13 protein-coding genes, 1 pseudogene and 1 riboswitch are annotated in these 13846 nt (G+C 72.7%); of the genes and pseudogenes, 6 read left to right on the top strand and 8 right to left on the bottom strand.

Going from position 1 to position 13846, the window contains the following annotated elements:
- Nucleotides 1-298: 298 nt before the first annotated feature.
- From ABD358_RS15325 to ABD358_RS15315, 3 genes are all read right to left on the bottom strand, one after another.
- Entirely contained in the window at nt 299-1354 is a 1056-nt protein-coding gene (locus ABD358_RS15325; RefSeq protein WP_344631556.1) for a CBS domain-containing protein, read from the bottom strand.
- Nucleotides 1351-3159 (bottom strand): GmrSD restriction endonuclease domain-containing protein, encoded by a 1809-nt coding sequence (locus tag ABD358_RS15320; protein ID WP_344631555.1) that lies wholly within the window; start codon nt 3157-3159, stop codon nt 1351-1353. Before ABD358_RS15320 ends, ABD358_RS15325 begins: the two co-directional genes overlap by 4 nt.
- A gap of 407 nt (nt 3160-3566) precedes the next feature.
- Entirely contained in the window at nt 3567-4262 is a 696-nt protein-coding gene (locus tag ABD358_RS15315; protein ID WP_344631554.1) for a class I SAM-dependent methyltransferase, read from the bottom strand.
- A 74-nt stretch (nt 4263-4336) separates the two neighbouring features.
- Nucleotides 4337-4474, top strand: a riboswitch (cobalamin riboswitch).
- 37 nt (nt 4475-4511) lie between these two features.
- On the opposite strand from ABD358_RS15315, the gene ABD358_RS15310 reads away from it, so the two are divergent.
- The 3 genes from ABD358_RS15310 to ABD358_RS15300 are packed head-to-tail and all read left to right on the top strand — an operon-like array spanning nt 4512 to nt 7377.
- Nucleotides 4512-5495, top strand: coding sequence for an ABC transporter substrate-binding protein (locus ABD358_RS15310; protein WP_344631553.1), 984 nt, complete (start codon nt 4512-4514; stop codon nt 5493-5495).
- A 50-nt stretch (nt 5496-5545) separates the two neighbouring features.
- Complete coding sequence (locus tag ABD358_RS15305) at nt 5546-6541, top strand: FecCD family ABC transporter permease (RefSeq protein ID WP_344631660.1); 996 nt, start codon at nt 5546-5548, stop codon at nt 6539-6541.
- Nucleotides 6538-7377, top strand: a complete 840-nt coding sequence (locus ABD358_RS15300) for an ABC transporter ATP-binding protein (RefSeq protein ID WP_344631552.1) — start codon at nt 6538-6540, stop codon at nt 7375-7377. Before ABD358_RS15305 ends, ABD358_RS15300 begins: the two co-directional genes overlap by 4 nt.
- A 323-nt stretch (nt 7378-7700) precedes the next feature.
- Here the strand turns inward: ABD358_RS15300 and ABD358_RS15295 are convergent, their stop codons facing one another.
- Genes ABD358_RS15295 through ABD358_RS15285 form a run of 3 tightly spaced genes read right to left on the bottom strand, consistent with a single transcriptional unit; the run spans nt 7701 to nt 9405 of the window.
- The gene (locus ABD358_RS15295; RefSeq protein WP_344631551.1) at nt 7701-8219 is read right to left on the bottom strand and encodes a beta-class carbonic anhydrase; all 519 of its coding nucleotides are present in this window, start codon (nt 8217-8219) and stop codon (nt 7701-7703) included.
- Between the two features lie 4 nt (nt 8220-8223).
- Nucleotides 8224-8877 (bottom strand): pyridoxamine 5'-phosphate oxidase family protein, encoded by a 654-nt coding sequence (locus ABD358_RS15290; protein WP_344631550.1) that lies wholly within the window; start codon nt 8875-8877, stop codon nt 8224-8226.
- A gap of 45 nt (nt 8878-8922) precedes the next feature.
- The gene (locus ABD358_RS15285; RefSeq protein WP_344631659.1) at nt 8923-9405 is read right to left on the bottom strand and encodes an HPP family protein; all 483 of its coding nucleotides are present in this window, start codon (nt 9403-9405) and stop codon (nt 8923-8925) included.
- Between the two features lie 293 nt (nt 9406-9698).
- On the opposite strand from ABD358_RS15285, the gene ABD358_RS15280 reads away from it, so the two are divergent.
- A complete protein-coding gene (locus ABD358_RS15280; RefSeq protein ID WP_344631658.1) occupies nt 9699-10265 on the top strand; it encodes a CGNR zinc finger domain-containing protein in 567 nt (188 codons plus the stop codon).
- A gap of 103 nt (nt 10266-10368) precedes the next feature.
- Here ABD358_RS15280 and ABD358_RS15275 read toward each other — a convergent pair whose 3' ends face one another.
- Both ABD358_RS15275 and ABD358_RS15270 read right to left on the bottom strand, forming a co-directional pair.
- Nucleotides 10369-11724, bottom strand: coding sequence for a vanadium-dependent haloperoxidase (locus ABD358_RS15275; protein ID WP_344631549.1), 1356 nt, complete (start codon nt 11722-11724; stop codon nt 10369-10371).
- 255 nt (nt 11725-11979) lie between these two features.
- Entirely contained in the window at nt 11980-12594 is a 615-nt protein-coding gene (locus ABD358_RS15270) for a CGNR zinc finger domain-containing protein (RefSeq protein ID WP_344631548.1), read from the bottom strand.
- 264 nt (nt 12595-12858) lie between these two features.
- Here ABD358_RS15270 and ABD358_RS28430 point away from each other — a divergent pair.
- Nucleotides 12859-13038, top strand: a pseudogene (locus ABD358_RS28430) (LysR family transcriptional regulator); the annotation flags it as partial.
- Nucleotides 13039-13086: 48 nt separating this feature from the next.
- Nucleotides 13087-13788, top strand: coding sequence for a LysR family transcriptional regulator substrate-binding protein (locus ABD358_RS15265; protein WP_344631547.1), 702 nt, complete (start codon nt 13087-13089; stop codon nt 13786-13788).
- Nucleotides 13789-13846: the final 58 nt, after the last annotated feature.

Below are 13846 nucleotides of genomic sequence, written 5' to 3'. Positions count from 1 at the left end.
ACCCGCCGCAGTGCGGGGACGACCGCCGCGCGACCGTCCTCGGCGATCCCCACGACGGCCGGCGCGGCGGCGCAGGAAAGCGACAGGGAAGCGACAGGGAAGCCCCGTCGGCGCTTTCACGGTCCTCCACGGCCCTCATGGCATCCTCGGCCCGGCGAACCGCCCGGTGCTCCCGCCCGGCGGCGGGCCCCGCCGCCCCTCCCGCCGTACGGCCTCCGGGTTGCCCGCCGGACGCGGACGAAACCGGCGGAAGGCGGGCCCCACGTGCGGGCCCGCCCCCGTGGCCGTGCCCCGCTCCCTAGGTGAGCTGGCGGAGCAGTGCCACGAACTGGCGCAGCTCCTCGTTCTTCGCGGGCGGCAACGGCTCGGGATCGAAGTGGGCGATCTTGTTGCGGATGCCGCGCACCCGGTCGAGTTGGCGGACGAACTCCTTGCGGTCCACCGCCCCTTCCCAGCCGAGCGCCTTCCAGTTGCGGTCGGCGGCGGCGCACAGGGCCTCCTTGCGGTGCCCCTGCTTGCTGCGCTGGTCGCCGTCGAGGAGCTTCACGTAGTCGCCGAACATCAGGTCCGTGATCCGGCCCGTCTTCTCACGGGTCTGGACGGCCCTGACCGCATCCGGGTCGATCTTCTGACCCAGGCACTTGCGCAGCCGGTACTCGATCTCGCCGACCAGGAAGAACGGACGCGCGGTGTCGTCGAAGCGCTCGGTGATGTCCGCCGCCGTGACGATGCCGGTGACCGTCCCGTCGTTCTCCCTGACCAGCACGTAGCCGTACTCGCGGATGGTGTCCAGAAGGGAGAAGAACTCCTGGTAGGTCTGGGCGACCGGCGGAGTGGGATCGACGGCGTTGGCCAGCTCCGGATCCTTCCCCGTCGCGAGCGCCATGGCGACCGAACGCCAGGTGACGACGCCCTCCAGGGCGGAGTCGCCGTCCAGGACCGGCACCTGGGAGTAGTTCTTCGTCTGCATCAGGTACGTCGCCCGGGTGAGCGGATCACCGGGACCGACGCACTCGACGCCGCGACGCGCGGCCGGGATGTCGCCGATCGTGAAGGGCTGCCGGGGCAGCGCCCCCCACGGCAGGCCGTCGTCCTCCTTCTCCACGGCACTGTCGGGGACCGTCCCCGAGTCGGACTCCAGGACCACCACCCGGAGCTCCTGCCGCAGCCGGCAGGAGGCGAAGTCCGGGTCCGTCGACAGGCCGGCGTCCTTGAGGGCCTGGGTGATGCGCAGGACGGTCTGGTCGTCGCGCATACGCACGCCGAAGACCGCCAGCAGCTCGGAGACGGTGAGCGTCCTGCCGCCGAGCGCCCGGAGTTCGTCCTCGGACGGGTTCGCCGCCACGTCGCTCACCGCCCCTGCGTCTCACGGAAGACGGTCCGCTTGCCCATGGCCGACCTCACCAGCTCCAGGAGCTGCTTGGCGCGGCTGTCGTAGAAGCGCTCGAAGTCGCCCTCGTGGAGGGCGGCGGGATCGATGAGGTGGGTGGCCAGGACGTCGTCGAACCACTCCGGGCGCATGCCCGACTCCTGGACCAGGGTCCTGAGGTAGGCGGGAGGCGCACCCACCATGCTGCGGCCGGCCCGCATGGACAGAGGGGTCTTGTTGACGATCGAGTTGACGCGCCGGACGTAGGAGGGCGCGTTCCTCTCCACCCAGTTCCTGGGGAAGATCTGCCGCACGTCCACGTTCTGCTCGGTCAGCCGGGCCGGGGACAGCGGCGCCTCGGTGAAGTACCAGTCCACCGCGCCCTGCTTGATCAGCAGCGCGTAGACGCCCTTGTAGGCGGCGCTGTTCCGCGTCGACAGACTGTCCAGGCGGTCGTCGAGGAACGCCGCCTCGGCCACCGTGTCGGGGACGGGCGCGTCCCCGTCGCGGAGCCAGGCGATGAGCTGCTCCACGTCGCGCGGGAAGCGGCTCTCGGTGGACCCGCCGTACATCTCCCCGAGCACCCCGCACCAGTACCACTGGTTGATCCGCTCGTCGGCCTCCGGGCTGTCCGTCTCCTCGCCGACGATGGCCCGCACGGCGGCCAGCGGGACGAGCTGGGTGCGGTAGGGCAGGTCGGCCGTGCGGACGATGCACTGCCGCTCCAGGAAGCCGCCCACCCAGTGGAAGGCGCCCGCCAGGCGGGGCGCGAGGCGGCGGAAGTCGGCCAGCGGCAGGTCCAGCAGGTCGCGGCGCTTGCAGGAGACCGCGGCGCGGGGCTCCTCCCGCTTGCGCTCCCAGGTGCGCACCAGCGCGACGGCCTGGAGGAAGTCGCTGCTGCTCAGACCGTCCTCGACGCCCGCCTCCATCCGGCCGAACACCGGGTGGGCGGAGGTCAGCTTGCTCTTGATCTCGTGCCACGCCTCCGGCAGCCGGTAGTACCCGCCGTGCTCGGCGACATGGTTCTGGTCGCCGGCGTAGGTCGCGGTGAGGAGTTCGAAGACGTTGAGGGGGACGCCTCCGGTGTTCACGCGCTCGAAGACGGCGCACACGGCGTCCATGGTGGTGGAGGCCGCGAGTTTGATCATCGGAACCTGGAAGGACTTCACATTGTTGAGGACGTTCTCCTCGAACTGCGACCAGCGGTCCCAGTTCTCGTCGTCGATCCCCACGAAGATCTTTTTCCAGGCGTTGACCTTCTGCGTGTCGAACACCAGGTGGATGGGGAAAAAGCCGGCGCGGCACTCCAGCTCGGGCGTGCTCAGGTCGCGCTCGACCCGGCGGGGGAATCCCGTCTTCAGAATGCGGTCCTCGGGGACGGACACCACGGCCTCGTCGCGGTCCGAGGGCGCGCCGATCGCCTTGGCGATGTCGACGTAGTACCAGCGCCTGAGCGGTTTGCCGCGGGTGTCGACCGTCTCGACCGGGCTGTCGCGGTGCAGGGCCTGGAAGAGCGAGGTCATGCGCTGCTGGCCGTCCAGCAGCAGCAGGTCGGGCACCCTGCCCTCCGCGCCCTCGGCGCCCTTGATCGCCCGGGGTTTGAAGGGGGACTTGCCGCCGGTCTCCAGGGCCATCACCACGCCGAGCGGGTAGTCGAGCGTCACCGTGGCGATGAGCGCCCTGATCCGCTCGTCGTCCCACTTCCATTCGCGCTGGAAATCCGGGAGTTGCAGGACTCCGGAGGCGACGTCCTTGAGAACGTCCTTGAGCTTGGGACTGTCGAGCGCCACGCTGTCTCTTCCCCACCGAGAACCGAGATGTTCAAACAGCAATTGCACCAAGTGGCTGACACCGCGTCAAAGAATGTCCGCCCGGGCCCCTCCCCGACGTAAGAATTCGGCCATTCCCGCTTCGGGTGTCCAAAGACGTTCAGACGCGAGAACCGCCTGCTCGGAACGGGTGGGCCCGAGCCGTCCGCGCCCGCGGGGCGGCCCCGACCTCGGCCGAGACCTTCCCCCGGCCGGACCGGCCGGCCCGCTTGTACGCACCGCGTCCGGTGGCTCGGACCGGCCGTCTTCGGTGGGGTGGCCGCCGGCAGGGTGGCCGCCGGCAGCGGTGACCGTCGGCCCGGTCCCCTCCGCCGCCCCGGCGCAGCGCCTCGGCCGGAGGCGTCCGTCCGGTTCCCGGGACGGCCCCGTCAGGGCCGGCGCAGCCTGACGGCCAGGAAGCTGGGGTCCCTGTTGAGCCTGTCGTACCGTTCCGGGTCGATCCGCCGGGCCTCCTCCGCGGCCCTCGGCTCGACGAGCCTCTCCAGCACGAAGCCCGCGTCCAGCAGCTCCCCGAGGAACGTCTCCACCGTCATCCGCCGGTAGGTGATGGCGAACCCCTCGCCGAAGGGGAGGTCGACGCGCTCGTCGGAGAAGTACGAGCCGCCCGCCCACATCCAGTCCGCGGTGGGGTGCGTGGTGGAGACGAGCAGGGCGCCGCCCGGCCGCAGCACGCGCCGGACCTCGGCGAGCAGCCGCCCGCGCGCCTCGACGTGGTGGTAGACGAGGGCCATCACGACCAGGTCGAACGAGGCGTCCGGCAGGAACGCCAGTGGCTCCTCCAGGTCGTGGTGGTACAGCTCGGCGTCCTCCCCGAGGCGTTCGCGCGCGGCGCGCAGCAGGGCCTCGCTGCCGTCGACGCCGACGACCCGTGACGCACCGCGTGCCCGCAGCTCGGCGGCGTAGTGGCCCGCCCCGCAGCCCAGGTCCAGCACCCGTGCTCCGGTCACGTCGCCGGCCAGTTCCAGCATGGCCGGCCGGTCGGTGTGGGCGTTGTAGACGCTCTCCGTGGCGTGGGCGGCGAACCGCTCGCCCATCTCCCCGTGGTAAGCGGTCTCGGCTCTCATCCGGGCATCCTCCCACCGCCCCCGTGCCCCCGCACCGGTCCCGTCGCGCCGGTCCCGTCGTGCCGGTCCCGGGGCTTCTGGCAGACTGGCCACGCTCACCGGGCGGCGATGGACAGGAAACCGGTGCGAATCCGGTACGGTCCCGCCACTGTGACCGCACGCCCTGCCCGGGCGTACGGGAGTCAGACACTGACGCGCCGCCTTCCGCTTCGACCAGGGGACGAGGAAATCCCCCGGAGAGGTACGGCCATGGCCAGATCCCGCGCGTCCCTGCGCGTTCTCGCAGCGTCCGCCCTGCTGTTCCCCCTCGCCGCCTGCGGCTCGCCCGGCGGGGAGGAGGACCCGGGCGCCGCCCCGGCGAAGGGCTTCCCCCTCACGGTGACCAACTGCGGGGTGGAGACGGTCTTCCAGGCGCCCCCCGAGCGCGCCGTCACCATGAACCAGCACACCACCGAGATCCTCCTCGCCCTCGGGCTCCAGGACCGCATGGCCGGCACCGCCTACCTCGACGACGCGATCCTCCCCGAGTACCGGAAGGCGTACGGGGACGTGAAGGTCCTCGCCGAGGAGTACCCGTCCAAGGAGGTGCTGCTCGGCGCGGACCCCGACTTCGTCTACGGCGGCTACGCCAGCGCCTTCGACAAGTCCGCCGGACGCGACCGCGCCTCTCTGGAGGAGGCCGGGATCGCCACCCGCCTCAACGTCGAGTCCTGCGCCGACGGGCCCGTCGGCATGGACGAGCTGGAGACCGAGATCACCGAGGTGGCCCGCGTCTTCGGCGTGCCCGAGCGCGGCGAGACGCTGCTGGCCGGGCAGGAGCGCAGGATCGAGAAGGTCGGGAAGCGGCTGGAGGGCGTGGAGAGGCCGTCGGTGTTCGTCTACGACTCCGGCGACTCCTCCGCCTTCACCGCGGGCGGGGGCGGCATCGGCAACGAGATCATCTCGGCGGCGGGCGGCGAGAACGTCTTCGCCGACCTCGACGACGACTTCGGGGACGTCTCCTGGGAGGAGGTCATCGAGCGCAGGCCCGAGGTGATCGTCATCTACGACTACGGCGGCACCACCGTCGAGGCCAAGAAGAAGCGGCTGCTGCGCGATCCCGCGCTGGCGGACGTGCCGGCCGTCCGCGACGAGCGGTTCGCGGTGCTGCCCCTGTCCTCGGCCGTCCTGGGCGTCCGCGTCGCCGACGCCGTGGAGGACCTGGCCGGACAGCTCCACCCCGGCGCGGCGTGAGGGGCGCGAAGGGGCGCCCGGCCCCCTCCGCCGTCCGCTGCTCCGTCCTCCTGGCCGCCCTGGCCGTGCTGCTGGCGGCGGTGGCGGTGGCGGGCCTGGCGCTGGGGCCGGTGCGCATCCCGCCCGGCGAGGTGCTGCGGATCGTCCTCGACGGGGAGCGGACCGGGGCGTTCGCCTCGATCGTGTGGGACGTGAGGGCGCCGCGCGTGGTGCTCGGGGCGCTGGTGGGGGCCGGACTCGCGGTCGCGGGAACGGTTCTGCAGGCCCTCGTCCGCAACCCGCTGGCCGACCCGTTCCTGCTGGGCGCCTCCTCGGGCGCCTCGGCCGGCGCCGTCGTGGTGATCGTGCTGGGCGTCGGCGCGGGCGCGGCCACCACCGTGGCACTGCCCGCCGCCGCGTTCGCCGGATCGCTCGGCGCGCTCGTGGTGGTCTGGGCGCTGGCGCGGCGCGGCGGCGCCATGACCACCGGGCGGCTCGTCCTGGCCGGAGTGGCGGTGCAGTACGTCCTCTCGGCGTTCACCAGCCTGCTGCTGGTGCTCTCCGCGCGGGCCGAGCACGTGCGGGCGGTGCTGTTCTGGACCCTGGGCGGCCTCGGCGGCGCCCGCTGGAGCGAACTGGCGCTCCCCGCGGCCGCGCTGACACTCGGCACCGGACTGCTGCTCGCCCTGGCCCGCCCCCTGGACCTGCTGCTGGCCGGCGAGGAGGACGCGCGGGGCATGGGGCTGGACACCGGCCGCTTCCGGGCCTGGGCGTTCGTGCTGACCTCGCTGGTGGTGGGCGTGCTGGTGGCCTACAGCGGCGCGATCGGCTTCGTCGGCCTGATGGTCCCGCACGCGGCCCGCATGGCCGTCGGCGCGGCGCACCGCCGGCTGCTGCCGGTCGCGGCGCTGGGCGGGGCCGTGTTCCTGCTCCTGGCCGACCTGCTGGCACGGACGGTCGCCGCGCCGGAGGAGATACCCGTCGGCGTCGTCACCGCCCTGGCGGGCGGGCCCTTCTTCCTGTGGCTGCTGCGCCGCACCAACCGCGCGGAGGGGATCACCGGATGAGCGCCGTGACACGCCCCGCCGCCCTCGCAGCCGAGGGCGTGGGCTGCGCGGTGGAGGGCCGCGCCCTCCTCGCGGACGTCGGCCTCACCGCCCGCCCCGGCGAGACCGTCGGGCTGGTCGGCCCCAACGGGAGCGGCAAGACGACCTTCCTGCGGTGCGTCCACGGCGCGCTGCGCCCCACCGCGGGCCGGGTCCTGGTGGACGGCGCCGACACCGCCCGGCTGGGGGTGAAGGAGCGCGCCCGGCGGATCGCGGTCGTCTCCCAGGACGCCTCCGGGATCTCCGGCCTCACCGTGCGGGAGGTCGTCGCCATGGGCCGCGGGCCGCACAAGCGGTTCTGGGAGCAGGACGGGCCCGGCGACGCCCGGCTCGTCGCCGGGGCGCTGCGCCGCGTCGGCTGCGCCGGCCTGGCGGAACGCCGCTTCGAGGAGCTGTCGGGCGGCGAGCGGCAGCGGGTGCTGATCGCCCGCGCGCTCGTCCAGGAACCGGGGCTGCTCCTGCTGGACGAACCCACCAACCACCTGGACATCCGCTTCCAGCTGGAGGTGCTGGCCCTGGTGAGGTCGCTGGGCACCACCAACCTGCTGGTGCTCCACGACCTCAACCTGGCCGCCTGGTGCTGCGACCGGCTGTACGTGCTGAAGGACGGCCGCGTGGCCGCCTCGGGCCCCCCGGCCGAGGTGCTGACCGAGGAGCTGCTCGCGGACGTCTACGGGGTGCGCGCCCACGTCGGCGTCCACCCCGCCACGGGCGTCCCCAACATCGTCTACCTGCCCGCCGCACCGCCCGTTCCGCCCGCCCCGCCCGTCCCGTCCGGCTCCCCGGCGGCGCCGTGAGCGAGCCGTGGACGCCCGTGCCGTACGGGCCGCGCCGGCACGTCGACGTGGGCGGGCCGCCCACCGCCGAGGCGGGGGAATGACTCGCGGCGTCCTCCCCGGCCGACCCGGCGGGCGAGGCGCCGGCCCGGCTGGTCGAGCACGAGCACCGGCCTGCTGATCGCCCCCTGACCCGGGCGGGCCCACGGTGTCCCGCTCGTGATCGTCTTCTCACCCTTCACGGAGCAGGCGCACAAGGAGAGGCCCCCGCGAGGACGTGACTCGCGGGGGCCTCCCGCATACCGGGGCCCGGTTCACCGGGGCGGTGGCACGGCCCGGGGCACTCAGCCCACCGGGACCCCGGCGTGGACTTCCTCGAGCAGTTCCGTCCTCAAGTCCAGCACGAAACCGCGCACGGACTCCTTGTGGGGGACGAAGGGGCTGGCGTGCACCCGGGCGATGGAGGCCCGGACGCTGTCCACGGGGTCGGTGAAGCACCCGGGAACCCAGTCGGGCCGGGCGCCGGCGTCCCGCTCCAGGGAGGCGAGGAAGTCCTCGTCGGTGAAGGTCGCCATGCCGCAGTCGGTGTGGTGGATGATGACGATCTCCCGGGTGCCCAGCAGCCGCTGGCTGACGGCCAGGGAGCGGATGACGTCGTCGGTGACGACGCCGCCGGCATTGCGGAAGACGTGCGAGTCGCCCACCGAGAGACCGAGGAGCGCGTAGACGTCCAGCCGTGCGTCCATGCAGGTGACGACGGCGGTGTGGCGGGCGGGGGGCATGGGGAGGAGGTCCCGTGGCCCCGTGGCACGGGCACGGTTGTGGGCCAGGTAGGCGTCGGTCGCGGTCGGGTCCGTCTGCATGCGGTCACTGTCCTCCGGTGCGGGGAGACGTGGCGAGCGCCGAGGCGCCGCCGCTCCGCAGAGCGGCGTTCTCGCGTTCGAGTTCCTCCAGGCGCCGCCGCAGTGGCGCCACGGCCCTCTCGACCTCCTCGGCGGTGTAGCGCGGGGTGATGTGCTGGGGGCAGTTCCAGTCGTACGCCTCCACGTCGACGACGATCAGGCGCTCGGCCGGGCTGCGGACGCCGGCCGGGTACAGCCGGGCGATGAGGTCCCCCGCCTCCGGCGGGTCCACGGCACGGGCCCGCCCGTAGACCTTCAGGCGGGCCTGTGCGGGGTAGTCCATGAGCAGCAGGGAGACCCGGTCGTCGTGGTCGAGGTTGCCGACGGTGATGTACTGGCGGTTACCCCGGTAGTCGACGAAGGCGAGCGTGCCGGGGTCGAGGACGTGGAGGAACCCCCGCGGGCCGCCCCGGTGCTGGACGTAGGGCCAGCCGGTCTCACTGACGCTGGCCAGGTAGAAGCTGTCGCGCTCGGCGATGAACCCGATCTCCTCGGGACCCAGCAGGTCCGCCTCCGCCGGCCCCTGCTCCATGCGCGAGTAGGCCCTGCGGCTGCCGTGCGCCTCCTGGTGGCGACGAACGTTCCGGGTGAAGGCGACCTGGGCGTAGCGGCTGGTCATCTCAATCCTCCGGACGGGTCGGGCGAGGGGCCCACGAGGGGCCCCTCACCACCAGTAGGCGGGGTAGCGGGTGGCCGTGCGGAGGCGGCCGACCGCGACGCCGACGGCGACCAGGACCGCCGACGCGGCGGCCAGCAGGACCAGGAAGGGCAGCGGCCCGGGCGACTGGGCCACGACGATCACGGCGGTGGCCGCCGCGGGCGAGTGGGGAGTACGGGCCAGCATCATCACACCGAGCGCGAGACCGCCCGCCGCCGCGGCCGCCCACGCGGAGTCCCCGGCCACCGCCAGGACGGCGAACCCGGTCAGCGCGGACAGCAACTGCCCTCCGACGACGCTGCGCGGCTGGGCGAGGGGCAGGGCGGGGGCCCCGAAGACCAGGGCGGAACTGGCCGCGAGCGGAGGGATCAACCAGACCTGGTCCAGCCAGGCGCCGATGGCCACCAGGAGGACCAGGGCGGCCACCGAGCCGGCGGTCGCCACGGCGGCGGTGAGGGCGGGCGGACGCGCCGGCGCCCTGCTGCTCAGCCACCCGGGGGCAGCGGCCGACGCCGCCTGGGCGGGAGCCGCCGCCTGGGCGGGAGCCGCCGCCGTCGCGTGGGCCGGAGCCGACGCCGTCGCGTGGGCCGGAGCCGCCGCGGTGCCGACAGACGGTTCTGCTGTCACGGTGAGACCTCCAGTTCGCTCGCCGTCTCTCATCTAATGGGCTGGAGCCCATCTAACCCGTTAGAGCGGGAGTATGGCATTATCGAGTTCAAGGCAGCAACCCGGACCTTGGGAGGGCGGCAGAAACGCAGAACAGGCAGACACCCCGGCCGCCTCTGACCGGGGAACCACTGGCACTGGACCTGGTGAACACCACGTTCATCCAGGGCGGGCTGCGCGGCGACCTCGTCGACGCGCTGTCCACCCCGGCCGATCTGGACCTCTGGGTCGAGGAGCACGCCGAGGCGCTCCCCCGGGAACTGGCCGAGCGGGCGTCCGCCTCCGCGACGGCCTTCCACCTGGAGGAGTTCCGGCGGCTCCGCGAGGCGCTGAGGGAGCTGAGCCGCGCCTGCACCGCGGAGGAGCCCTACGACGAACAGGCGGTCACCGTGGTGAACCGGGGCGCCCGGCTGGCCGTGAACTGGCCCGAACTCGGGCGCCCCGGGGAGCCGGGTCCGGTGGTGCGCTGGGCCGAGACGGACCCGTACCTGGCCCTCCTGGGCGTGGTGGCCGTCTCCGGCGTCGAGCTGCTGGCGGGCCCGCATCGGCACGACGTACGCGCCTGCGCCGCCCCGGGCTGCATCCTGTACTTCGTCAGGGCCCACCGGCGCCGGGAGTGGTGCACCCCCGGCTGCGGCAACCGGGTGCGGGTCGCGCGCCACCACGACCGCCGCCGGACCTGACCGGACGCCGAGGCCTCCCCGCCGCGGGCCGAGGCGGCCTTCAGCGGGGAGACGGAGCCGGGCCGCGCCACCGCGGAGGAATCCGGGACGCGGCCGGTGGGAATCACTTCAAGGCGTTGTCGTGGACGTACCGGGCGATCGCGTAGCCCTGCCGCAGCGCGGCGTCGTTGTCCATGCGGAAGTGGACGCCGGCGTACAGACGGCTGTCGGCCTTCTCCTGCGCGGCCTGGCTCAGGCTGGTGAAGGTGCGGGTGACCCCGACGGCCTGCGGATCGTCGGTGGTGCCGGTGAACTTGATGTTGTCGGTGCCGTAGTAGGCCCGCAGGATCCCGGCCCAGGCCGCCGCGATGCCCGAGTGACCGGACGAGTAGCTCGGGAAGGACGGCGAGAAGTGGACGCCGGCCGGGGTGGAGGACAGCGGCTTCCAGTCCGGGTCGGCGACGGTCTTGTCGGTGTAGTCGGTGTCGGCGAGCTTGATCGCCGACTCCGGACGCCACAGGTTGGTGGTGTACTTCGAGTCCCAGATGGAGATGGCCGCGTCGGCCAGGGTCACCGAGAGCAGGGCGAACAGCTTCGACGTCCGGTACGAGGTGTCATTGGGCCGCAGGCTCTGCTGGATGATGATGGCGTGCTCGTACTGCTGGCCCACCGGCTTGTAGGTGCCGTCCGCGTCGTTGGCCCAGAAGCGGGCGATCTCGGTCTGCTCGGCGGTGCGCTCGGTGGAGTTCGCGCCGCCCAGCCGCTTGACCTCGTTGACCTGCTCCGCGTATTCGTCGCTGGCCAGCAGCTCCTTCATGCTGCCGAAGCCCAGCGGGTTACCCGGGCGGAACTGCGAACCGCTCTTCAGCACCCAGGGCTTGACCTTGCCCCAGTTGGCGCCGGCGGGCTGCGCGCCCGGAGTGGTCGGCCGCCAGTAGCCCGGCTCGTTGACCTGGTTGTACGGCGTCGTGTCGTTCGAGCCGTCGTCGGCGCGGGCGGCGACGATGGCCTTGCCGACCTTGGTGCCCAGCGTCTCGCCGAACGTCCGGTGGGAGCCGGTGCTGGAGTCGGGCAGGGAGAGGGCGTCCGCGAGCTCGCCGCTGAAGTCGAGCTGGGGGTAGGCGCCTTCGAGCGCGTGGTAGGCGGCGTAGTCGAGGGCGGTGTTGAGGGAGGCGTGCCTGTTGCGGGCCTCGGGCACGTCGGTCAGGTAGGGCTTGCCCCCTCCGGATATGGAGTTGGCGACATCGTAGAGGGCCGTGTTGAGCATGGCCCCGCCGCGGGTGAGCGGGCCGGGGTGGCCGCCGACCTGGCGGAAGGCGTCCAGGAGCACCCGGTTCCAGTAGATGACGCGGTCGGTGGTGGCCGGTGCGGTGTCGGTGGCCGCGGCGGTGGGCGCGGCGGACACCAGGGTGCCGACCGCCAGGGCCGTGGCGGCGGCCTTGAGCAGGGTCCGGCGGCGCGGTGAGGCGGTTCCGGGCATGCGAGTACTCCTTTCGTGGGTCGGGGGCGCCCTGCTCGGCGGGGCGACGCCGGCAATTGCCGACACTGCCGGCGCCGCCCCGCGACAGGGCACGCAGAGGACGCTAACGACGCGGAGGGCGCTGCTCGCACTGCGTCGCCGATACCTGCCATCAGCCTGTTCGATGAGGGTCCGCAGGGTGTCGGCAGCGTTGGACGGACGTTGTCGGCCGGTGAATTCTTGCGTTTCCATCACCGCGCGCCGGCAGGCCGCTGGTCACTTTCCGTGTCCGCCGCGGTGCCTCGCCTGGTGCCGGGCCACCCGCGCGCGGTTGCCGCAGCCGCTCGAGCACCATGCGCGGCGGGGGTGGTGCCGGTAGAAGAACAGCACGCACCCCGGGGCCTGGCAGCTGCGCAGGAGCGCGCCCTGGCTCCCCGTCAGGAGGAGCACCAGGCTCCGGGCGATCAGCCCCAGCGAGTGAGTGACGGCATCCGCGGTGCGGAACAGCTCCGCGCCGGGCGTCCGGGCGTCCGGCCAGACCAGGACGGGCCACGACTGGCACATGCCGGAGGCACGGTTGACGTGCGCGACGTCCCACGGATCGGGAGCCCTCCGCTCTATCCTCGCCTCGATCAGGCGCCGGGCCGAGTCGCGCAGGTCACGCGCGTGGCACAGCTGCTGCTCGCTGACGCGGAGCACCGTGTCCCCCGGCGGGAGACCGGGCTCGGGGAACAGGCTGCGGTGGCGCCGCAGCCACGCCCCCAGGTCGGCAGGCGTCCCGAGCCCCTCCACGGGGGCACCCCTGTCCGCGGACAGGGTGTTGGCGAACTCGACGGGCAGCGGCTCGGAGCGCCCCCTCCCATCACTGCCCATCACACGGGGTTTTGCCACTGTCAACTCCTAATGCTCTAATCGTGGTGCTAGCGTTTCGTCTGCTGCGAGGAACAGGCCAACGTCGAACACGGGTTCGCTCCACGGGGCGTGGGGCGTCGAGTCGGAGACGGTGCGGTTGAAGCGGCGAGCCGGACGGACGGCCGCCGAGGGGGCTCAGGGGACAGGCCGGGTGCCTGTTGCCCCACCGACCGCGGACCGAGTCCGGGCCGGCGCTCCGCTCGCAACCGTGCGAACCACTGGGACATCTGTGGGGGGTTTCGCATGGACTTCTCCGTCTATCAGCTCAGAACATTCTGGGAAGTGGCCAGAACCGGCAGCCTGACAAAAACCGCCAGGAATCTCGGATACTCCCAGTCGAGCGTGACCTCCCATGTGAGGTCATTGGAGAGCAGGGTGGGTTACCCGCTTTTTCATCGTCTGCCGCACGGCGTCCGCCTCACGCCCGCCGGTGAGACATTCCGCGCCTACGTCAAGCAGATCTTAAGTCTCATGGACGAGATGTCCGTCGCGCTCAAGAACAATGGCGAACCCTCCGGGCGGGTAGTAGTGGGGGCGACCGCCCCCCTCATGGACTACGAACTACAGGAGATACTCCGGGAGTGCCGTTACCGGTACCCCAGGGTCCACGTCTCGCTGAAGGTGGTGTGCGCCAGGGACATGGAGGCCACGGTGGCCTCCGGAGGCGTGGACGTGGGACTCTGCTTCATCCGCGACCCCGGCGACCGACAGGACGGTACAGCGGGCGACATGCTCCGCCGGGTGCTGTTCCCCGTCCCCTTCGTGCCGGTCGGCCCGGCCTCGCCCCGGCCGGGGGCCCCCTCCCCGATGGAGAGGGTCCTGGTCGTGGACCCCGACTGTGCCTCCCAGAGTCTCCTGCCTCGCCACCTGACGGCGCTCCACGGAAGTGCGCCGACCGTCATGGAGACCGGCTCCACCCGCGGCGCCCTCAGCATGGCGAGCTGCGGACTGGGCATCGCCATGATCCCGCAGGCCGCGGTCGGCTGCGGCCTGACGCCGGACGGACTGACGGTGATCGACTCCCTGCCCGGCGCCCTGATGCACGTGCAGGCCCTGCTGCCGAACAACGGCTGGCTCTCCCCCGCCGTCTCGGCCTTCCTCGACCTGGCCGGCCGGATGCGCGGCGGCCGGCCCTCCGACACCCCGGAAACGGCCGCCGCCGTCCCGGCCTGACCGGGCCGGTCCCTTCCGGAGACGCGAAACCGCCCGCCCCCGGCGCCGTGGGCGCCTC

Origin of the sequence: Streptomyces glaucosporus (genome assembly GCF_039533345.1) — a bacterium.
In the GTDB taxonomy this organism is placed as follows: domain Bacteria; phylum Actinomycetota; class Actinomycetes; order Streptomycetales; family Streptomycetaceae; genus Streptomyces; species Streptomyces glaucosporus.
This window is presented reverse-complemented; position numbering and strand designations above follow the sequence as displayed.